This window comes from Micromonospora sp. WMMD736 (assembly GCF_049179015.1).
In the GTDB taxonomy this organism is placed as follows: domain Bacteria; phylum Actinomycetota; class Actinomycetes; order Mycobacteriales; family Micromonosporaceae; genus Micromonospora.
On record NZ_JBMHMI010000001.1, the window covers coordinates 208,581 to 227,904 of the forward strand.

At 71.5% G+C, this 19,324-nt stretch carries 17 protein-coding genes; 8 read left to right on the plus strand and 9 right to left on the minus strand.

All coding sequences use genetic code 11. The features are described from left to right. Positions 1 to 61: 61 nt before the first annotated feature. Positions 62 to 949 (plus strand): LysR family transcriptional regulator, encoded by an 888-nt coding sequence (locus ACN269_RS00685; RefSeq protein ID WP_421470463.1) that lies wholly within the window; start codon positions 62 to 64, stop codon positions 947 to 949. Between the two features lie 15 nt (positions 950 to 964). Here ACN269_RS00685 and ACN269_RS00690 read toward each other — a convergent pair whose 3' ends face one another. Then, positions 965 to 2,812, minus strand: coding sequence for a glycoside hydrolase family 15 protein (locus tag ACN269_RS00690; RefSeq protein WP_421470464.1), 1,848 nt, complete (start codon positions 2,810 to 2,812; stop codon positions 965 to 967). A gap of 158 nt (positions 2,813 to 2,970) precedes the next feature. Here ACN269_RS00690 and ACN269_RS00695 point away from each other — a divergent pair, with 158 nt between their 5' ends. Further along, positions 2,971 to 4,206, plus strand: a complete 1,236-nt coding sequence (locus ACN269_RS00695; RefSeq protein WP_421470465.1) for a low temperature requirement protein A — start codon at positions 2,971 to 2,973, stop codon at positions 4,204 to 4,206. A gap of 94 nt (positions 4,207 to 4,300) precedes the next feature. Here ACN269_RS00695 and ACN269_RS00700 read toward each other — a convergent pair whose 3' ends face one another. The 7 genes from ACN269_RS00700 to ACN269_RS00730 form a co-directional block, all read right to left on the minus strand. Continuing rightward, positions 4,301 to 4,849 carry a hypothetical protein gene (locus tag ACN269_RS00700; protein WP_421470466.1) on the minus strand — a complete coding sequence of 183 codons (549 nt, stop codon included), beginning with the start codon at positions 4,847 to 4,849 and terminating at the stop codon, positions 4,301 to 4,303. 100 nt (positions 4,850 to 4,949) lie between these two features. After that, positions 4,950 to 5,792 (minus strand): oxygenase MpaB family protein, encoded by an 843-nt coding sequence (locus ACN269_RS00705; RefSeq protein ID WP_421470467.1) that lies wholly within the window; start codon positions 5,790 to 5,792, stop codon positions 4,950 to 4,952. After that, positions 5,789 to 7,006, minus strand: a complete 1,218-nt coding sequence (locus ACN269_RS00710) for an MAB_1171c family putative transporter (protein WP_421470468.1) — start codon at positions 7,004 to 7,006, stop codon at positions 5,789 to 5,791. Before ACN269_RS00710 ends, ACN269_RS00705 begins: the two co-directional genes overlap by 4 nt. A 7-nt stretch (positions 7,007 to 7,013) precedes the next feature. Beyond that, on the minus strand, positions 7,014 to 7,592 hold the full coding sequence (locus ACN269_RS00715; RefSeq protein ID WP_421470469.1) for a hypothetical protein: 579 nt from the start codon (positions 7,590 to 7,592) through the stop codon (positions 7,014 to 7,016). Positions 7,593 to 7,595: 3 nt separating this feature from the next. After that, positions 7,596 to 8,105 (minus strand): hypothetical protein, encoded by a 510-nt coding sequence (locus tag ACN269_RS00720; protein ID WP_421470470.1) that lies wholly within the window; start codon positions 8,103 to 8,105, stop codon positions 7,596 to 7,598. Between the two features lie 296 nt (positions 8,106 to 8,401). Beyond that, positions 8,402 to 9,451, minus strand: coding sequence for an SMP-30/gluconolactonase/LRE family protein (locus tag ACN269_RS00725; RefSeq protein ID WP_421470471.1), 1,050 nt, complete (start codon positions 9,449 to 9,451; stop codon positions 8,402 to 8,404). Between the two features lie 89 nt (positions 9,452 to 9,540). After that, complete coding sequence (locus ACN269_RS00730; protein ID WP_421470472.1) at positions 9,541 to 11,022, minus strand: family 43 glycosylhydrolase; 1,482 nt, start codon at positions 11,020 to 11,022, stop codon at positions 9,541 to 9,543. A gap of 306 nt (positions 11,023 to 11,328) precedes the next feature. Here ACN269_RS00730 and ACN269_RS00735 point away from each other — a divergent pair, with 306 nt between their 5' ends. Further along, a complete protein-coding gene (locus ACN269_RS00735) occupies positions 11,329 to 12,045 on the plus strand; it encodes an alpha/beta fold hydrolase (protein ID WP_421470473.1) in 717 nt (238 codons plus the stop codon). A 142-nt stretch (positions 12,046 to 12,187) separates the two neighbouring features. On the opposite strand, the gene ACN269_RS00740 is transcribed toward ACN269_RS00735, so the two are convergent. Further along, entirely contained in the window at positions 12,188 to 13,534 is a 1,347-nt protein-coding gene (locus tag ACN269_RS00740; protein ID WP_421470474.1) for a PLP-dependent aminotransferase family protein, read from the minus strand. Positions 13,535 to 13,940: 406 nt separating this feature from the next. Here ACN269_RS00740 and ACN269_RS00745 point away from each other — a divergent pair, with 406 nt between their 5' ends. From ACN269_RS00745 to ACN269_RS00765, 5 genes are read left to right on the plus strand one after another with little or no spacing between them, the layout of a single operon-like run. After that, positions 13,941 to 15,401, plus strand: coding sequence for an anthranilate synthase component I family protein (locus ACN269_RS00745; protein ID WP_421470475.1), 1,461 nt, complete (start codon positions 13,941 to 13,943; stop codon positions 15,399 to 15,401). Further along, positions 15,398 to 16,090 (plus strand): anthranilate synthase component II, encoded by a 693-nt coding sequence (locus tag ACN269_RS00750; RefSeq protein WP_421470476.1) that lies wholly within the window; start codon positions 15,398 to 15,400, stop codon positions 16,088 to 16,090. The genes ACN269_RS00745 and ACN269_RS00750 overlap by 4 nt, the downstream gene beginning before the upstream one ends. After that, positions 16,087 to 16,875 carry a B3/4 domain-containing protein gene (locus tag ACN269_RS00755; protein ID WP_421470477.1) on the plus strand — a complete coding sequence of 263 codons (789 nt, stop codon included), beginning with the start codon at positions 16,087 to 16,089 and terminating at the stop codon, positions 16,873 to 16,875. The genes ACN269_RS00750 and ACN269_RS00755 overlap by 4 nt, the downstream gene beginning before the upstream one ends. After that, the gene (locus tag ACN269_RS00760) at positions 16,872 to 18,098 is read left to right on the plus strand and encodes an ATP-grasp domain-containing protein (protein ID WP_421470478.1); all 1,227 of its coding nucleotides are present in this window, start codon (positions 16,872 to 16,874) and stop codon (positions 18,096 to 18,098) included. Before ACN269_RS00755 ends, ACN269_RS00760 begins: the two co-directional genes overlap by 4 nt. Further along, positions 18,098 to 19,318, plus strand: coding sequence for an MFS transporter (locus ACN269_RS00765; protein ID WP_421470479.1), 1,221 nt, complete (start codon positions 18,098 to 18,100; stop codon positions 19,316 to 19,318). Before ACN269_RS00760 ends, ACN269_RS00765 begins: the two co-directional genes overlap by 1 nt. The last annotated feature ends 6 nt before the right edge of the window (positions 19,319 to 19,324 follow it).

Genomic DNA, 19,324 nt, shown 5'->3' on the forward strand with positions numbered 1-19,324 from the left:
CGTGGCGCGGGGGATCGCGGGCCAGAAGGACCAGTTCGGGCGGCATTATTATCCTCAGGTTATGAATCCCGTGGAGTCCCGGCCGCTGCGTTACTTCGTGGCCGTCGCCGAGGAACTCAACTTCACCCGGGCCGCCGAGCGGCTCGGCATCGCGTCACCGGCCCTGTCGCGCGCCATCTCCGGACTCGAGGCGGACCTCGGTGTCCGTCTTCTCGACCGCACCACCCGCAGCGTCGCCCTCACCGAGGCGGGCGCGGCGCTCCTCGCCGACGCGCGGACGGCGCTCGTCGCGCTCGACGCCGCCACCCGGCGGGCCCGACGGGCCGCGGGTGTGCCCGGAGGCAGGCTCGTGGTCGCGGTGAAGGCCGACGTCGAGGGTGGCCTGCTCGAGGACGTGCTCGCGGCGTACCAGGCGGAGCACGCCGCCGTACCGATCGAGGTCCTGTTCACCGGCTGGCGCGAGCAGCCGGCCCTGCTGCGCGCGGGCGAGGCCGACGTGGCGATCGTCATCGAGCCGTTCGACGCCGATGGCCTGGACGTCGAGCCGCTGCTGCGCGAGCCGCAGGCGCTGGCGCTACCGGCCGGGCACCCGCTCGCCGGACGGCCCCGACTCCGGATGGCCGACGTCGAGGCCGGGCATCAGCAGGTCGTTCCCGGCGCGCACGTCTACGTACGACACGGCGAGCAGGCGCCGCCGTTCGGGGACATGGTGCAGATGCTGCGTCAGATCGAACTCGGGCGGATGCTCGCGCTGCTCCCGGCCTCGCTCGCCGCGCGCAACGCCCGACCACAGCTCACCTGGCGAGGTGTCGACGACGCGCCGGAGGCCGCCTTCTCGGTGGCGTGGCCGCAGAACTCGCACTCGCTCGCGGTCGCCGCGTTCGTCCGGATCGCCACCGCGATCTCGGCCCGCCGCAGCCGGCCGGCGGACGCTGCCGAGACCGCCTGACGGTGCTGACCGGCCCTAGCGGCGGCGACGGGCATCGGCCTCGGCGTCGAGCAGGCTGTTGAGGGTCAGCGCCGTGTTGATCAGCGACAGGTGGCTGAAGGCCTGGGGGTAGTTGCCGATCTGTTCACCCGTCGCGGCGATCTCCTCGGCGTAGAGGCCGAGGTGGTTGCTGAAGGTGAACATCTTCTCGAACGTGAGTCGGGCGTCGTCGAGGCGGCCGGAGCGGGCCAACGCCTCGACGTACCAGAAGGTGCACATGTTGAAGGTGCCCTCGTGACCCGGGAGGCCGTCGGGGGAGTGGACCGGGTCGTACCGGTGGACGAGGCTGTCGGAGACGAGTTCGCGTTCGATCGCGTTCAGGGTGGACAGCCACAGCGGGTCGCTCGGCGTGACGAAACCGACCGCGGGCATGGCCAGCAGCGCGGCGTCGAGCACGTTCTCGTCGTACGCCTGCACGAAACTGCCGAGTTCATGGTGGTATCCGCGGGCCATGACCTGGTTGTAGATGCGGTTCCGCTGTTCGGTCCAGCAGGTCAGGTCACCCGGGCGGCCGGTGCGGTTGGCCAGGCGGATGGCCCGATCCAGCGCCACCCACGACATCACCCGCCCGAACGTGTAGTTGCGGGGGTGGTGCCGGCTCTCCCAGATGCCGGCGTCGCGCTGGTCCCAGTTGTGACAGAGCCAGTCGACGAGCCGGACGGTGCTCTTCCAGACCTGGTGTGAGACACGGATGCCCTGCTCGTCGGCGAGGTGCATGGCGTAGAGCGCCTCGCCGTGGATGTCGAGCTGGAGCTGGTCGGCGGCCCCGTTGCCGATGCGTACGGGCCGGGAGCCGCGGTAGCCCTCCAGGTGGTCGAGCACCTCCTCGTGCAGGTCGGAGGAGCCGTCCACCCGGTACATGATCTTCAGTGGGTCCTGGTGGTCGCTGGCCGTGCGGATGCGCTCGTCCAGCCAGTCCATGTAGCGGCTGACCTCCTCGGTGAAGCCGAGGCCGAGCAGCGCGTGCACCGAGAACGACGTGTCGCGTACCCAGGTGTAGCGGTAGTCCCAGTTGCGGGTGCCGCCGACCAGCTCGGGCAGCGCGGCGGTGGGCGCGGCGATCATCGCGCCGGTCGGCGCGTACGTCATGAGTTTCAGGGTGATGGCGGAGCGCTCGACCATCTCCCGCCAGCGGCCGGTGTAGCTGGAGCGTTCCAGCCAGCGCCGCCAGTAGTCCCGCGTCCACTCGAACATGCCCTGGATCTCCTCCGGCGGAAAGATCCGTGGCTCGGTGTCGCCCGTCTCCAGGACCACGCCGCCGACGTCGCCCTCGTTCAGGGTGCCGTACGCGACGAGGTCGCCGTCCTCGATGCGGACGTCGCCGCGTTCGTGGATCAGCCGCCGGATGGGGTCGACGGGGTTGAACGTCAGCGTCGCGGACCGGCCGCGGAAGAGGTAGCCGTTGGGGTGGCGCTCCAGTTGGTGCTCTTCCCGGGCGTAGTCGAAGCGGGGCCGGCACTCCACCCGGAAGCGCATGCTGCCGCGGACCATGGTGACGATGCGGACCAACCGGTGCGCGTCGGTGGCCCGCTCGCCCGTGACCGGCATGAAGTCCATGACCTCGGCCACCCCGTCCGCGCTGATGAACCGGGTGATCAGGATGGGTGTGCCGGGGAGGTAGAGCTGTTTGGTCACGTACCGCACGTCGTCGGGCGCGATCCGGAAGTAGCCGCCCTTCTCCTTGTCGAGCAGCGCGGCGAAGATGCTCGGCGAGTCGAAGCGCGGTGCACAGAACCAGTCGACGGTGCCGTCACAGGTCACCAACGCAGCGGTCTGCAGGTCGCCAATGAGTCCGTGATCTTCGATCGCCGGATAGCTGTCCACGTTTCTCCCCGGTTCGGCCGCGTCCTGCGCATCGAACTTAGGGGGGATTTGTCGAAGTTAGGGGACATTCACGGTGAACCACCCTGTCGCGTACCCCCGGCGGGCACGTCCCCTCGGCGAGCCGGTCGTTGGTGCGACGAGGGTGGACGGAGGGGACGATGTCGGGGAAGCGCGGTGCGGACCTCCTGCGTCCTCCGGAGAGCGCGGGCCGCGCCACGTTCCTGGAGCTCTTCTTCGACCTCGCCTTCGTGGTGGCACTCACGCGGGTCTCGCAGCGCTTCGTCGAGCTCAACGGCGACACGGGATGGGAACTCGTCGGTGGGCTCGGCCGTACCCTGCTGCTGTTCCTGGCGCTCTGGCTCATCTGGTCGCACACCACCTGGATCACCAGTCGCTACGAGCCGGAGAGTGCGGTCATCCAGGCCGTCGTGGTCGGCACGATGTTCGCCGGCCTGGTCATGGCGGTCACGCTGCCCCGGGCGACCCAGGAGCGGGCGGTACCGTTCGTGCTCGCGTACCTGCTGGTGATGGTAGTGCGGCCGCTGGTGATCGCGGTCGCGCTGCGGGGCCATCCGAGGCGGCTGGTCGCGTTCCGGCTCTTTGCGTGGGCGGCACTGAGCGCGCCGATCTGGCTGGTCGGCGCGCTCGGCCCGGAGCGACTGCGCCTGCCGCTGTGGGCCGTCGCCGTCGGCGTCGACTACCTCGCCTGGGTTCTGGGGTGGCCGCTGCCGCGGCTGGGGGCCGCGGCGGTGGCGCGCTGGCGGATCGCCGGTACCCACCTCGCGGACCGCTACCAGCAGATGTTCCTCATCGCGCTCGGCGAGTCGATCCTGGTGATCGGCGTCGTGTTCAGTGGCCGGGACTACTCGGCGGAGCGCGCTGCCGCCTTCACGGTCGCCTTCGTCACCAGCGCGCTGATCTGGCGGATCTACTTCCACCGGGCGGGTCTGCTGCTGCCCGAGGTGCTGGGCGCGGCGGGCCAGCCCGCCCGCCTGGGTACGGCGTCGGAGCGGACGCACCTGCTCATCGTGCTCAGCGTGCTCCTCACGTCGGTCAGTTACGAACTGGTGATCGACGATCCGTTCGGCGCGCCACGGCCGATGTGGCTGCTGTTCGTGGTGGGTGGGCCGGCGCTCTTCCTCGTCGCGCGGTCGCGGCTGGAGCACGAGGTGTTCGGCTGGATCTCCCGATCACGACTGGTCGGTCTGGTGATCCTGCTGCTGGTCACGCCGGTGTTGATCCGGTGGCCGCCGATGGTCGGCCTGTGTGCGGTGGCCGGAGTGCTGACCCTGGTCGCGGTCCTCGACGCGCTCGGCAGTCGGCGGTACGCGACGCAGGTGCCCACCCCGCCAGCCGGGCGGGAGACGCCCGGCGGCAGCGACTTCGAGGCGTGACGGCAGGCCGTACGGTCGTGGCCCGTACCGCGACGACGACCCAGGGTGAGTGACCCGGAGGCGGGCGGTCGGCTCGACCGCCCGCCGGGTGTCGTCAGCTCAAGCTGAAGGTCACGTCGTCGACGTCGAAGGCCGTGACGCCGTTGCCGGCCGTCTCGCTGCTCAGGAAGCTCGCCGTCGCGGTGCGCTCGACCGCGGCCGTTCCGCTCGCCATGCTGTACTGCCGCCACTGCGCCCCGCCGTCGAAGGCCAGCGAGAACCTCGTCTTCGGAGGGATGCCGGTGACCGCCAGCCCGACGTTCAGGTAGTCGCCCCGGGTGGTCTCCGTGGTGATGGTACGGACCCAGAAGCGGACCGTCAGGTCGCAGTTGGCCGGCACGGTGACGGTGGTGCGCAGCAGGTCGCTACGCGTCACGTCCAGCCCGGCGAACGTGGCGTACGCGCGACCGGTGTGTGCGGGCCGGGTCTCGTCACCGAGCACGACCATGCGCGGGCCGGCGGTCCAGCCGGTGGCTCCGCGCTCGAACGACGGGTTGGGGTGGATCTGCCCGGCGCAGGGCGCGTCGGGTGCCGGGGGTGCGGGGGAGGTGGCCCCCGTGAGCAGGAGCAGCAGGGCTGCGGCGGTGGTGGCGACTGCCTTCATCGGTCCTCCTCGAACAATCGAAGGTTGCCGATATCTGACCTTGCGTGACGGGGGCCGCCACGTCAAGCGGTTCCCGACCCCGGCGCCAGCCGGCCGCCGGTCAGTGCGGGCCGAGTTGGCTGATCTCGTACCCCTGGGGGTAGGTCCGGGCCCGGATGCCGTCGGCGAACAGCGGCGTGGCCCGGGGCGCGCCGAACCACCGCTGCCACCGCGCGCGGCTCCGCAACGCGAGGCGCAGCCCGGCCCGGACCGGCCAGGGGGGCGTGTCGACCCGTGTCGCGCGCCGCAGCGGTTCGTCGTACATGGCGCTGACCAGCGCGTTGCCCAGCGGCGCGAGCGTGCGGGGAAGGCGGCCGAGCATCAGCGTGCGGGTGGCCCGCTCGATGGCCGCCGCGTCGTCGTTGGGCAGCAGGTGGGTCGCGTCGTGGGCCTCGAACCAGGTCTCGAACTCCTCGAACGACCCGGGGATGTCGGTGATGCCCATCCGTCGGCCCAACTCCCGGTAGAACAGGTAGGTGGCCCGCCGCTCGTGGCAGCAGGGCGGACGCCAGCCGTAGGCGCGCAGCCACCGGGTGGGAATTACGACGAGGCAGCCCAGGACGTAGCGGAAGTCGTCGTTGCCGATGTCGTACGGACGGTGGATCTGGTTGACCCGCCGGAGGGCGTCCCGGCCCCGGGGCTGGTCGAAGCCGTTGAGGACCATCTCGTACATCAGCAGGCCGGTGTCGTCGATGCGCTTCTGGGTGCGCTCGGTCAGCTCGCCGGTGGCGGTGTGCACGGCCGCGATGGCCGGGACGGAGAACGACCTGTTGAACGCCAGGTTGAGGCCCAGCTTCATGTCCCAGGGGAACTCGTAGCGCAGCATCGTCTGGTAGATGTCCAGGTAGTCGCGCTGCGGGTCCAGCGTGCGGATCCGCTTCAGGTTGTCGTAGCGGCCCCTCATCGGCGTGCCTCTCCCGCCGTCGGTTGCCCGGTGGCGGCGGCGAGCGTCCGGGCCACCACGGGCGATCGGGCGTAGGCGTCGGTGACGAGCGTCAGCCACGTCACCTCGCCGGCATAGCCACCGTCCGGGCGGTGCAGCTCGTCGGCGGGCTGCGGGGCCGCGGCCAGCTGGCCGGACCGATGCCGCCGCAGCGCGCAGGCCAGGTGCGCGGCCTCGATCGCCGCCTGCCGCTCGGTGGCGCCGAGGCCGGCGCCCTCGGCGAACCGGTCGGCCAGCGCCGTCACACCCAGATCGGTGTACGGGCGCAGCGCCAGGCGGCCGTCGCGGATCTCGGCGACCCGACGGGTGAGCGCGTAGTCGGTGTCGCGCAGGGCCGCGAACCGGCGGCGCAGGGTGGGGTCGAGTTCCAGTTCGGGCAGGGCCGCGACGAGGTCGCGCCAGAGCGGTTCGAGTCGCCGGTAGGACTGGAAGTCCGCCCACCGTTGGCCGATCTTGAGCGTGGGACCCCACGCCGGCATGGTGAGGCCGATTGTGATGAGCAACGCGCCGATGGTCACCAGCACCGCCGCGATCTGCCGCTCGCCGGTCGGCCGGTAGCCGGCCCAGTAGGCGACCAGGTAGACGATCTTGTTGGTGCTGTAGAGCAGCGCGAAGGCGGCGCCCACCGCGGTGATCCGCAGGCCGCGGCGCAGCCAGGGGCGTCCGCAGATCTTCGCGAAGCCCCAGCACAGCCGGGTGATGTCGACGCAGTAGGCGAAGAACCCGAGCAGCAGGAAGATCAGCAGGTAGGCGGTGACGACAGGGTCGGTCGCGTACTCGACCGTCAGGCGCACCGGCTCGTCGTACGTGAGGGTGACGGCGAACAGGCCGACCATGACGAGGAACGCGCCCGCGGTGGCCCAGACCCAGCGGCGGGCACGGATGGCGGCCGTCGCCGGTGGCAGCGCGAAGTGCAGCAGCATGATCTCGGCGTTCGCCGAGATGGTCAGGGCGCCCGCGTGCGCCAGCACCTTCGCGAGGTTGGGCAGGCCCGACACCTCGTCGATCGTGCTCGCGACGGGCGGGATGGCGACCGTGATCCCGGCGGCGAACGCCCCGAGGCCCGCGCAGATCGCGCGGCGGGCCCGGCTCGGATGCCGGCGCTGCAACCGCACCATGTAGGCGAACGCCACCCAGCCGGATGCCGCGCACACGGCGTAGAGGACGGTGTCCATCGCTGCGCTACCAGTGGGGGTGTTCGAGGGAGTGCCGCAGCCGGCCGTACAGCTCGGCGTCCTGCCCGTCGACAGGCGCCCCGTCCGCGTCACTCCGCCCGCTGCGGACCCGACGTAGCAGCAGTGAGCCGATCATCTCGGCCTCGCGCTCCTCGGTCGCGGCGTAGTTGCTGCGGCCGAGACTGCGCCGCACGAGTTGCGGGTCGAGGTCGGGCAGCAGCAGCCGGGAAGCGTCCGCGTCCAGCACCTCGGTGGCCTGGTGCCCGGCGAGCAGGTGACCCAGCTCGTGGCCGATGATCAGCAGTTGGTGCAGCGGCGAGGTGTCCTGCTCGTAGAAGATCGCGTCGAAGTCGTTTGTCGGCACGCACATCCCGCACACCGTCTGCGCCGGCAGCGCGATCGGTACCAGGTGGATGGGCCGACCGCGCCGCTCACCGAGGACGTCGCACAGTTTCCGGACGTCGAAGGGGTCCGGCATCTCCAGCTCGGCGACGATGCGTTCGCAGCGTCGGCGTAGGCGATGCAACCTCACGTCGGTGTTCTCCCACTCGTCGGTGTGTTCCCACCGCAGGATCTGCACGGCCATCGGCTACCGACGATCGTCGGACGGGGTCGTGCCGGTGCCCTCTGCCACGGCCCGTAGCCGGGCCACCATCTGTTCGACGAGCCGCGTGTCGGTCGCGGAGAGGCCGTTGTCGGCGAGCACCTGCCGTAGCGCCACCCGGGTGACGTCCATCCGCCGCAGCTCGCCGAGCAACGTGATCTGGTCCTGGATCCGTCGGGCCGCCGCGTCGTCCACGAAGTAGCCCGAGTTGACCCCGAAGGCGGTGGCCAGCGCGCGTACGTGCGAGGTGCGGGGATCGCGCGCCACGCCACGACGCAGCTCGCCGATGTAGGCGGCGCTGATCGTCACGCCCGTCTCGGCCGCCGCGCCGTTGATCTTGTCGGCGATCTCCCGATTGGTGTACCTGCGCCCGGGCTCGTCGGAGTCGCCGAGTTCGTCGGGAGTGGGACGGATCTTGTCGAACAGGTACTCCAGCCGTGCTGCCAATGTGTCGAGGGGCGGCAACTCCCGCTCCGCGCGCCGAACGTCCACCATGCTCTTCACCCTCCGGCGACCTGAACGACAGTGTCGCAGATGTGCCCCGCCGCGAAACAGACGTTGACACGCGCACGGAACGTGAGCGTAAGCTCGCTCCTGTTCGGAGCAACACGCGTTGAGCGTGAACCCGTCGCGCTCAACGCATGTTGCGCGACGGGTCCGATCAGGCCCGGCCGGGCCGAACCTGGGGGGCGAGCGGGGAGGAATCCGCTCCGCGAGGAGCACAACGGGGGATTCCTCCCACGGCCAGCCCGGGTCGCGCCGGCCTTCTCGTCAGCCCGCCACCACCGACGTCAGTACGGGTACCCCGGGACGTTGAGCCGGACGCTGTACAGGCCGGAGTCGTTCCGTGGACCCGAGGTGACGAACAGGGTCTGCCGGTCGGACCCGCCGAAGGCGACGTTCGTCGTGCCGGTGAAGCCGGACCGGATCGTGCCCAACTGGACGCCCGCGGGGGAGTAGACGTGGACGAGGGAGTCCCCGCCCGAGGTCCAGTACACGTTGCCGGCGCAGTCGATGGTGCCGCCGTCCGGGCCGCCGATGTAGTTCACGAAGACGCTGCGCGCGCCGGTGCTGCCATCGGGCTGGACGGCGTACTTGTAGATCTTGTTCTCGGAGTAGGCGCCCACGTACAGCGTGCTCCCGTCCGGCGACAGCGAGATGCCGTTCGGCTGACGCAGCTGGTCGTCCACCAGCGACACCTGCCCGTTGACCACCCGGAAGACGCTGGTGCGCCCGTTCATCTGGTCCGGGCGGTTGCCGCGCTGGAAGTTGGGGTCGGTGAAGTAGACGACGCCGTCCGAGCGGACCGCCACATCGTTTGGCGAGTTGAACGCCCGACCCTGGTAGTTCGCCGCGACGGTGCTGCGGGACCGGTCGCTCAGCCGGTACGCGGACACGTTGCGCTGGTCGTGGGTGGCCGCCACGAGCTGCTGGCCGTCCGCGCTGAGCGCGATACCGTTGCTGCCGGCGTTGGAGATGAACGTGTCGAAGGTCGACGGCGGCGTGAACCTGCGGATCGTCGACGGCTGCACGTTGTACGGCCCGGTGCCGGCGGCCATGTCGGAGAAGAGCAGGTAGCCGCCGTCGGCGACCCAGACCGGCCCTTCGAGGAACGAGAACCCGCCCTGGATGCGGGACGCCGTCACGGAGCTGGCCGGCAGCGGCGAGCCGTAGCTGGCCCCCGTCGGGCAGGCGCCGGGCGGCGTCCCGGGCGGGCCGGCGAGCCTGGCGTACGCGCCTGCCTGGGCGGTCGCCGACGGTCGAGCGGCGGCGGGAACGGGTGCCGCGCTGACCGCGAGGCAGAGTCCGGCCAGGAGGGCGATGGTGGGACGCCGGTTCATCGGGTGCTCCAATCGGCGTCGGCGGGTCGCGCGGACCGGCCGACGGTGTCGAGGGCGCGTGCGGGCGCGGGGCGGCCCGCCCGCCTGGGCTATTCCAGGTGGAAGGTGGCGGAGCTGCGCTCGGCGCTCGTGGCGACCGCTTCCACGTACAGCAGGCCGTCGCGGTGGCGCACGTAGCGGCCCGGGTAGTTCTGGGACTCCAGCGAGACACCGGCGCTGTCGGCCAGGCCGGGCCGGCGTTGGAAACTCGCGTCGCTGGCGAAGATCGACGACCCGTCGTTCGGTGCGATGGACAGGGCGAAACCGTAGTGGCGCAGGTAGTAGCCCGGGAAGTTCGTCGACTCCAACGACACGCTCCCGCCGCCGGCCAGGCCGTTGACGATGCGGAACTGGGAGTCGGCCAGGTTGGTCACGTTCGGCTCGACCCGCGCCCGGTAGTCGTAGTGCCGGACGTAGCTGGTCGTCAGGTCGTGTGACCGCAGCCGGACCGGGGTGACGCCGTCGGGCACCGGGATGCCGAAGTTGGGGGTGCCGTCGGCGTTCCAGTACACCTTCTGGAGGCGGGTCCGCCGGTTGGGATCGTTGAGGGGGTCGCCGCTGATGTCGCGGTAGTTCCGGTCGTGGTAGACCAGGATGTCGCTCTGGCCGTCCTCGGAGACGGTGAACGAGTTGTGGCCGGGGCCGTACTGGCCGGTGGCCGCGCTGGTGGCGAAGACCGGGTTGGGGCTCTTGCTCCAGGAGGCCGCGTCGAGCAGGTTCGCGGTGGCGGAGGCGCTGAGCATCCCGAGGCAGTAGTTGGCGTCGGTGGCGCTGGCCGAGTAGGTCAGGAAGAGCCGGCCGTTGCGCTGGATCACCGCCGGTCCCTCGGCGACCCGGTAGCCGCGGGTCTCCCAGGCGTACGTGGGTACGACGAGCCGGGTCACGGTGCCGGTGATCCGCCAGGGGTTGGCGCCCATCCGGGCGAGGTAGACGTTCGAGTTGGTGGAGATGCCGGGCTCCTGCTGCGCCCAGGTCAGGTAGCGCACCCCGTTGGCGACGAAGGTCGAGGCGTCCAGGCTGAAGGTGTCCCAGGGCGTGCTGATCCGGCCGCGTTCGGTCCATCCTCCGGTGAGCGGGTTCGCGTTGGCGGTTTCCAGCACGTACATCCGGATGCGCCACACGTCGTCGGTCCGGCCGGCGGCGAAGTAGACGTACCAGCGGTTGTTGATGAAGTGGATCTCCGGGGCCCAGATGTGGGCGCCCATCTCGCCGCTGGTGTGCCGGCTCCAGATGGTGGTCTCCGCCGCCGTGGCCAGTCCCTGCAGGGTGGTCGCGCGGCGCAGGACGATCCGGTCGTACTGCGGCACGGTCGCGGTCAGGTAGTAGTAGCCGTCGGTGTGCCGGAAGATGTGCGGGTCGGCCCGTTGGTTGACCAGCGGGTTGGTGTAGTTCACGGCGGGCGCGGCGTGCGCGGGCCCCGCCGGGGGCAGCCCGGCCGACACGGCGAGCACCGCCAGCAGCGCGGCCAGGATCGACCGGCGGCGGCGCAGGACGCCGGGACCTGCGGTCCTCTGGTCACGTGGCAGCGGCATGTGTCCTCCGTGAGCTGTGTGCACGGGCGCTGGTCGACGCTGCTGCGCCGGCCTCCCGCAGCACCCACCAGGGGCAGGATGTGTGACGGGAGTGTTGCGCCCCGGTAACGGGCTCAGTGTTGGCGCTAACATCGACGAGTGTCAAGGTCTTCCGGTAGCTCCCGGGGCTGGCCGTGCGTCGAGCCGACGCGCCCAGACGTGTGCGGCGACCGGTCGGGGCGGATGTTTCGCCCTCGTGGGACGGGTACTCAGGCGCACCGGCACGGCCGGGTCAGGACCAGCGTCACGAGCGAGGGAGCGCCTGTCATGCCCGATGCGGAGCCCACCGTCGTCCTGGTGCACGGGGCGTTCGCCGAGTCGGCCAGTTGGAACGGCGTGATCGAGCGGCTCGGTGCCGCGTACAACGTCGTGGCCGCCGCCAACCCGCTGCGGAGCGTGGCGGGCGACGCCTCGTACCTGCGGGACGTGGTACGGGGGATCGGCGGGCCGGTCGTGCTCGTCGGCCACTCGTACGGCGGCATGGTGATCACGCAGGCCGCGGCGGGCGACACGTCGGTGCGGGCCCTCGTGTACGTCAACGCGTTCGCGCCCGACACCGGCGAGTCGGCGCTGTCGCTGTCGGGACAGTTCCCCGGCAGCACGCTCGCCGACACCCTCGTGCAGTACCCGGTGTCGACCGGCGGCAACGAGGTGGCGATCGGCCAGGATGCGTACCACGCCCAGTTCTGCGCCGACGTCTCGGACGACCTCGCCTCGTTGATGGCCCGCACCCAGCGACCCATCACCGAGCAGGCCCTGGGCGACGGTCTCACCGGTGAGCCTGCCTGGCGATCTCTGCCGAGCTGGTTCGTCTTCGGTGACGCCGACAAGAACATCCCGGTCGCCGCGCACCGGTTCATGGCCGAGCGGGCCGCGCCGCGCGGCCAGCGCGAGGTGACGGGCGGGTCGCACGCGATGGCGGCGGCCCCGCAGGCCGCGAGCGAGGTCGCCGAGACGATCATCGAGGCCGTCCGCGCCACCTGACCGCGTAGGCCGGCAGCTCGACGCAAGGGCCGGATCGCGCCCGCGTAGCCTGGCGGTCGTGCGGGACCGGGCGCTTCGGCCGGCGTCGACGGCGGACGTCTTCATGGTGCGCGAACCGACCCGGGGCGGGCCGGCTGACTGATCAACCGCGGCCGGCCGTCTCGCGGTACGCCGCGGCTATTCCGGCCAGGCCGCGTCCCAGTTCCGGGCCGCGTACCCCGGCGTAGCCGAGGACCAGTGCCGGCGGACGGTCGTCCGCCCGGAGGGCGTAGAAGCGTCCACCGCGGACCAGCACCGAGCGACGCCGGGCCGCGTGCACCAGGGACTCCTCCGGGTGCCGGGCCGGCAGCAGCAGGTACGCCTGGAGTCCGCCGTTCGCGCCGAAGAGGGTGAGGTCGGGCAGGTGCCCGGCGACGAAGTCGCGGACCGTCTGACGGCGTTTCTGTACGTCCGCCCCGAGTCGGCGCAGGTGCCGGTCGAAGGCGCCGGTGTCGATCAGCCGGGCGAAGGCGAGCTGTTCCAGACCGGAGCAGCCGATGTCCCAACTGGCCCGGATCCGCTCGACCGGGGCGGTCAGGTCGGCGGGGGTGGCCAGCCAGCCGAGGCGCACCGCCGGCGTGAGGACCTTGCTGGCGCTGCCGGCGTAGACCACCCGGTCGGGTGCGAGGCTCTGCACCGCGGGCATCCGCTGGGCGGGGGCGACGAGGGCGGCGTCGAAGTCGTCCTCGATGACGTAGCCATCGACCTCTCTGGCCCAGGCCACCAGCTGTGCCCGGCGTCGCGCGGTCAGCGTGACCCCGGTGGGGAACTGGCTGGCCGGGGTGACCAACACGGCACGGACCCCGCTCGCGTGCAGCGCGTCCACCCGGATGCCGTCGGAGTCCACCGGGATGCCCACCGGACGCAGGCCCGCCTCGGCGACGAACTCCCACTCGCCCGGGTGCCCCGGGTCCTCCACCCCGAGCGAGTCGTGGCCACGGTCGCGCAGCACGCGGCAGAGCAGCGCGAGCCCCTGCGCGAAGCCGGACGTCACCATGAGGCGCTCGGGCCGGGTTCGCACCCCGCGCACCCGGCCCAGGTAGCCGGCGAGGGTGTGCCGCACGACCGGCAGGCCGGACGGCGGGGCGTAGCCCAGCTCGCGGCGGCCGGCCGAGGTGACCACTGCGCTGACCGCCCGGATCCAGTCCTGGCGGGGGAACGTCGAGTCGTGCGGACTGCCGGTGCGCAGGTCGCAGACCGCCGGCTCGGACGCGTGGTCGTCCGGGGTGAGCGCCGAGGAGACGTCCGCACGCGCCGTCGCCGCCACCGAGGTGCCCGAGCCGTGGTGGGAGACGAGATACCCCTCGGCGCAGAGTTGTTCGTACGCCTCGACGACCACACTGCGGGACACTCCGAGGTCGGCGGCGAGTTGCCGGCTCGACGGCACCCGGGTGCCGGGGCGCAGCGCGCCCTCCTCGATCTGCGTACGGATTGCGTTACGGAGCTGCACTGCCAGCGTTCCACGCGATTGACCATCTATTGACAGACTTAGATCAAGGGACAAGTGGTCCGCTCCGAGATAGTCGAAGTGGTATGGACAGTGTGATCCGTGCCTGTGGAAAGTGTTCGTCGGGTGCGCAACCGCCCGGTGGCCGGTCAATCAGGGCGTACGTTCCGAGCGTGTCCAATGCAGACGCCCCGTCGCCGGCGCCGGGGTGGTCGTGCGAAGTCCTTTCGCCTGGGGGAAGGGTCCGACCTGCCGTGTCGTCGGCGGGGCCAGTGCCAACGGTGGCGCGGAATCGGGCTGTTCAGAGGGGGTTCCGCAAGTGTCCCAATTGTCAACCGAACGCGCCGCCTGGTCGATCCGAACACAATCGTCGACCGATACACGTACACCATTGACGGACTCAATTCCGGTGAAAGTGACATCGGTCACACTGCCGTCGATCGATCCGTTGTCGCTCTACACGACGCTCACCGACAGTCTTTCCCACGACGACCTGTATCTGTTCGAAAGCCTGGACGGTCCCGTTCGGGACCGGTATGCCGCAGCCGTCGGTTGGGGTCTTCTCGCCGAGGTGCGACTCATCGCCGACCGCCTCGAGCTGACCGCCGACGGTCCGCTCGGCGACGCCCTGGCCGCCGTGTTCACCGCCGTCCTGGGCGAGCCGGGCGCCACGGCGCGGGTCTGGCCGGTCGCCGGTCCGACCGAGCTGTGGGCCGCCGTCCGAGCGGCGCAGGGCGCGTTCGCCGTGCGCACGACCGTCCCCACCGACACCTTCGCCTTCGGTTTCCTCACCACCCTGGCGTACGAGGCCGCGCGGGACATGGACGAGCTCGGGACCGACCGGGTGGTCGACGACATCCCCCGCTGCACCCTCGCGCTGTTCCAGCACACCGTCTGGTGGGATCTGCGCGCCGACACGGTTCGGCGGCTCGACGCCAGCGGCCCGCACCTGCCCTCGGACGACGCCGCCCGACTGCCGGACCTGCCCGCACGGCCGAGCACCGATCACCCGCACGTGCCGGCCGCCCCGCCGCCCCGCTCGATCCGGGACACCGTCGACGAGGAGACGTTCGCCGCCCGGGTGAAGCAGTGCCTGCGGCACATCGAGATCGGGGACAGCTACCAGATCCAGATCGGCCACCGGATCGACGTGGCGACGACACTGACACCGTTGGAGGTCTACCGGCGGCTGCGTCACCGCAACCCGTCGCCGTACATGTACCTCACGCCATGGGCGGGCCGGACCGTCATCGGAGCGAGCCCGGAGCTGTTCCTGCGCATCGAGGACGGCCGGCTCTCGATGCGCCCGATCGCCGGAACGGCCCGCCGCGCCGCCGACCCCGAAGCCGACCGACGGCGGGTGGCCGAGCTGGCGACGAGCGAGAAGGAACGGGCCGAGCACGTCATGCTCGTCGACCTGTGCCGCAACGACATCGGCCGGGTCTGCGTGCCGGGGACGCTCAGCGTCGACAGCATGTTCGACGTCGAGCCGTTCGCGTACGTGCACCACCTGGTCTCGACCGTATCGGGTCAGCTCGCCGACGACGCCGACGTCTGGGCGGCGATCTGCGCGACATTCCCGGCCGGCACCATGACCGGCGCCCCGAAACTGCGGGCCATGGAGATCATCGACGGTCTGGAGGACGAGCCCCGGGGCGTCTACGCCGGCGCCGTCGGGCTGGTCGACGTCCGCGGGTACGCGGTGCTCGCCCTCTGCATCCGTACCGCCGTCTACGACGGCCGGCACTACCGGACCCAGGCGTCGGCCGGGGTCGTGGCCGATTCCACCCCGGGTGACGAGTGGCGCGAGACGCTGGCCAAGATGAACGCCACCTACTGGGCCCTGACCGGTAGGGAGCTGCTGTCGTGAAGGTCCTGCTCGTCGACGCGTACGACAGCTTCACCCACATCATCGACCAGTACCTGCGGACCCTCGGCGCGCGGACCGTGGTGGTCCGCTCCCGGGCGGCGACCAGCGACCAGCTCGTGGCCCTGCGGCCCGACGCGGTGCTGCTCGGCCCCGGGCCCGGCCACCCCGCCGAGTCCGGGCACGTGGAGCTGGTGCACGCCTTCGCCGGTCGGGTTCCGCTGCTCGGGGTCTGCCTCGGCCACCAGGCGATCGGCCTCGCCTACGGCGGGACGGTCGCGGTCGCCCGCCACCTCATGCACGGCAAGACCAGCGTGGTCACCCACGACGGCCGGGGCGTCTTCGAGGGCACGCCCGCGCCGCTCACCGTCACCCGCTACCACTCGCTGATCGTCGCGGACCCGGTGCCCCCGGCCCTGCGGGTCACCGCCCGCTCGTCCGACGACGGCTACGTGATGGGGGTACGACACCACACGCTCGCGGTGCAGGGGGTGCAGTTCCACCCGGAGAGCGTGCTCACCGAGGCCGGCCTGCGGTTGTTCGACAACTTCCTGCGCCACGCGTCGGCGACCTCGGCGCCGCCACCCGGATTGGCCTCACCGGATCACCCCGGATTGGCCACAACCGGTGGTCGTCCCGCTGCGTACGGTCGGGCGGACAATCGGACCCGACTCTCACGAGGACCACGATGACCCAGCTCAGCGACGGTGCGGCCACTCTCACCGTCCGCATCGACGACCGGGTGCTGACCGCGGTGCCGGACTACGTGCTCGGCGTGCTCGCCGTGGCGCCGGTCGAGGTCGTGCCGGCGCCGCCCGCCGTGTCGGCGTTGCTGACCGCCGCCGAGGACGCGCTGCACGGCGCGGGCCTGGACAAGGCCGGCGTGGCCGACCTGCCCGGCATCGCGGCCTGGCGCGAGGCGTACCGGGCGGTGGGGGTGAACCCGAACCGGTTCCCCTGCGCCGCCGAATCGATCAGCCGCCGGGTGGCCAAGGGTGACCGGCTGCCCCGGATCAACGCCCTGGTCGACCTCTGCAACGCCGTCTCGCTCGGCGTGGCGCTGCCGGTGGCCTCCTGCGCGGTCGACGGCCTCACCGATCTCACGGTACGGCCGGCCGACGGCACCGAGACGTACCTGCCGCTGGGCGTCCCCGACGCGCCCGAGCATCCCGAGCCGGGTGAGGTCGTCTACGCCGACGCCGACGGGCGGGCCCACTCGCGGCGCTGGAACTGGCGGCAGGGCCACCTGATCCGTACCGACCTGGGTCCGCACGCGTTGCTGCTCACCGTCGAGTCGGCCCACCCCGGCGGACGCGCGGAGGTGGTGGACGCGTTGGCCCGCCTCGGCGACGTCCTCGCCGACATGTCCGCCAGCCCGCGGCAGGAGGCGGTGCTCGACCGCGACGCGACGAGCGCGGTGCTGCGTACCGCGGGACCGCTGAGCCCGGCGGGCAGCAACGGTCGGGGCCGGTCGTGACCGGCGCGATCCTGGTGATCTACCGCCCGGCGGCCGGTCGGTACGCCGCCCAGTTCCGCGCCGTGGTCGCCGCCGCCGCCGAGCGGGGCGTGGCGGCCGTCGCGCTGCTGCCGACCGGGCAGCCGTCCGCCGACACCGCCGGCCTGCCGTGCTACCACGCCGACCTGGACGACCGCGAGGCCGTCCGGGCGGTCGTCGCGACGATCGTCGCCGAGCACCCGGTGCGGCGCATCTTCCCGCTCTTCGAGGGCGACGTGCTGACCGCCGCGCACTGCCGACGGGACCACGGCATCGACGGGCTCGACCCGGAGGGAGCGCTGACCTTCCGGGACAAAAACGTCATGCACCGCCGGGCTGTCGAGCTGGGGGTGCCGGTGGCCCGTTCGTGTCGCCCCGAGACCGTCGGGGCCGTCGCCGAGTTCGCCGCCGAGGTCGGCTGGCCGGTGGTCGTCAAGCCGTACGCGGGCTGGGCCTGCGGCGACACGCACCGGGTGGACTCCGCCGAGGACCTGGCCCGGGTGTGGCCGCTGATCGCCGACGACCGGCACGACTACCGGGTGGAGGAGTACGTCCGGGGGGCCGAATACCACGTCGACTCGTTGCTGCGCGACGGCGAGGTGGTCTTCGAGCAGCTGTCCCGCTACACGTACTCCGTCCTGGAGTTCCGCGACGAGCCCGGCGGCACGGTCTCCCGCAAACACGACCTGACCGACGCCGAGCGGCGCATCCTGGCCGCCAGCGCCACCGTGTTGCGTGGCTTCGGGATGCGGACCGGCGTGGCGCACGTCGAGTTCTTCCTCCGCGACGACGGCGAGGTGGTCTTCGGCGAGGCGGCCGCCCGGGCCGGCGGCGGCTCGATCGTCCCCGCCATCGAGGCCGGGCGGGGGATCAACCTGGCCGGGGAGTGGTGCCGCCTCGAACTGGACCCGGCGCACGTGCCGGCGACCACGCTCGGGCCGGAGATCGGCACCGAGTACCTGTGCTCCGACCGGTACGGGCGGATCACCGCGATCACCTCGGCCCAGGAGTTGCGGGCGCTCGACGCGGTACGCGACGCGGACGTGTGGAAGAGCGTCGGTGACGTGCTCGCCGTGCCGACCGCCTCGAACGACGTGCTCGGCTGGTACGTCTGCGAGGGCCGCGACTTCGACGACGTCCGCGCCCGGTTCAAAGTCATCCGCGACTCCTTCGAGGTGCGCACCGAACCGGTGGGGGAGTCATGATGTGGCTGAGCCGGTTCCGGGCCCTGCCCCGACCGCTGCGGATGCTGGTCTACGCGTCCTTCATCAACCGGGCCGGCATGTTCGTCTTCCCCCTGCTCGCGGTCTACCTGGTGCAGAGCCGGCACCTCAGCACCGGCGAGGCGGGCGTGCTGATCTCCGTGGGCAGCACCGGTCTGCTCGCCGGTAGCCTGCTCAGCGGGCCGGTCTGCGCCCGCGCCGGCCGCCGTGCCGCGCTGGTGGCGAGCCTGCTGCTCAACGCCGCCGGCTACCTGGGCCTGGCCCTGGTCGACGGTCCGGTGTGGACCTACGCGGTGCTGCTGTTCGTCGCCCTGGTCGGCATGGGCATGTTCTCCCCGGCGGCGAACACGTTGATCGCCGATCTGACCGAGCCGGGCGAGCGGCCCTTCGCGTACACCGTCAGCTACCTCGCCAACAACCTCGGCATGGGGGTCGGCCCGCTGCTCGGCGGGTTCGCGGCGGCCCTGTCGTACCAGCTGATGTTCGCCGGGAACATCCTGCTCGGCCTGCTCGCGGCGGCCACCATCTGGCTGTTCGTACCCGCCGAGACCCGCCGTGCCCCGACGGCCGCGCCGGTCGTCACCACCCGGTGGGCCGGCCTGCGCCGGGACATCGACGTGGCGCTGCTGGTGCTGGTCTCCTTCTGTTACGTCGCGCCGCTGATCGGCCTGGAATACACGCTGCCCCTGGCGGTCACCACCGTGCTGCACTCCTCGGTGGCGGTGGTCGGCGCGGTCTACACCATCAACAGCATCGTCGTGGTCAGCGCCAGCCTGCTGATCGAGAAGCGGATCAAGGCGTACTCGACCCGGGTGCTGCTGATCGTGGCCGGCCTGCTCTGGTCGGCCGGCATGGCCGTCCTGGTCTTCGCCTTCTCGCTGCCCGCCGTGCTGCTCTCCACGGTGGTCTGGACCCTCGGGGAGATCATCGCTTCGGTGGTGGTGCCCACCTACATCGCCGACCACGTCGAGGAACGGCGGGTCAGCAGTTTCATGGCCCTGAACGCCTTCGTGCTCAGCTCCGCCCGGTTGGTCGTGCCGATGGGTCTCGGCTTCGTCTGGCAAACCCAGGGGCACGGGCCCGTGCTCCTGATCCTCCTGCTGACCCCGGTGGTCGGTGTGGTCGCGTTCGCGGCGCTGCGAATCCGACCGGCCGTCCGGCCCGTGCCGGCGTACGCCGAACCGGCCACCACCAGTTCCTGACACCCA

Excerpts from the sequence above, each read along its gene's own strand:
- ACN269_RS00720 (WP_421470470.1), bottom strand. The coding sequence starts at position 8,105 with ATGGTGGACGTTCGGCGCGCGGAGCGGGAGTTGCCGCCCCTCGACACA.
- ACN269_RS00725 (WP_421470471.1), bottom strand. The coding sequence starts at position 9,451 with ATGAACCGGCGTCCCACCATCGCCCTCCTGGCCGGACTCTGCCTCGCG.
- ACN269_RS00730 (WP_421470472.1), bottom strand. The coding sequence starts at position 11,022 with ATGCCGCTGCCACGTGACCAGAGGACCGCAGGTCCCGGCGTCCTGCGC.
- ACN269_RS00755 (WP_421470477.1), top strand. The coding sequence starts at position 16,087 with ATGACCCAGCTCAGCGACGGTGCGGCCACTCTCACCGTCCGCATCGAC.
- ACN269_RS00710 (WP_421470468.1), bottom strand. The coding sequence starts at position 7,006 with ATGGACACCGTCCTCTACGCCGTGTGCGCGGCATCCGGCTGGGTGGCG.
- ACN269_RS00705 (WP_421470467.1), bottom strand. The coding sequence starts at position 5,792 with ATGAGGGGCCGCTACGACAACCTGAAGCGGATCCGCACGCTGGACCCG.
- ACN269_RS00735 (WP_421470473.1), top strand. The coding sequence starts at position 11,329 with ATGCCCGATGCGGAGCCCACCGTCGTCCTGGTGCACGGGGCGTTCGCC.
- ACN269_RS00715 (WP_421470469.1), bottom strand. The coding sequence starts at position 7,592 with ATGGCCGTGCAGATCCTGCGGTGGGAACACACCGACGAGTGGGAGAAC.
- ACN269_RS00700 (WP_421470466.1), bottom strand. The coding sequence starts at position 4,849 with ATGAAGGCAGTCGCCACCACCGCCGCAGCCCTGCTGCTCCTGCTCACG.
- ACN269_RS00765 (WP_421470479.1), top strand. The coding sequence starts at position 18,098 with ATGTGGCTGAGCCGGTTCCGGGCCCTGCCCCGACCGCTGCGGATGCTG.
- ACN269_RS00695 (WP_421470465.1), top strand. The coding sequence starts at position 2,971 with ATGTCGGGGAAGCGCGGTGCGGACCTCCTGCGTCCTCCGGAGAGCGCG.
- ACN269_RS00685 (WP_421470463.1), top strand. The coding sequence starts at position 62 with ATGAATCCCGTGGAGTCCCGGCCGCTGCGTTACTTCGTGGCCGTCGCC.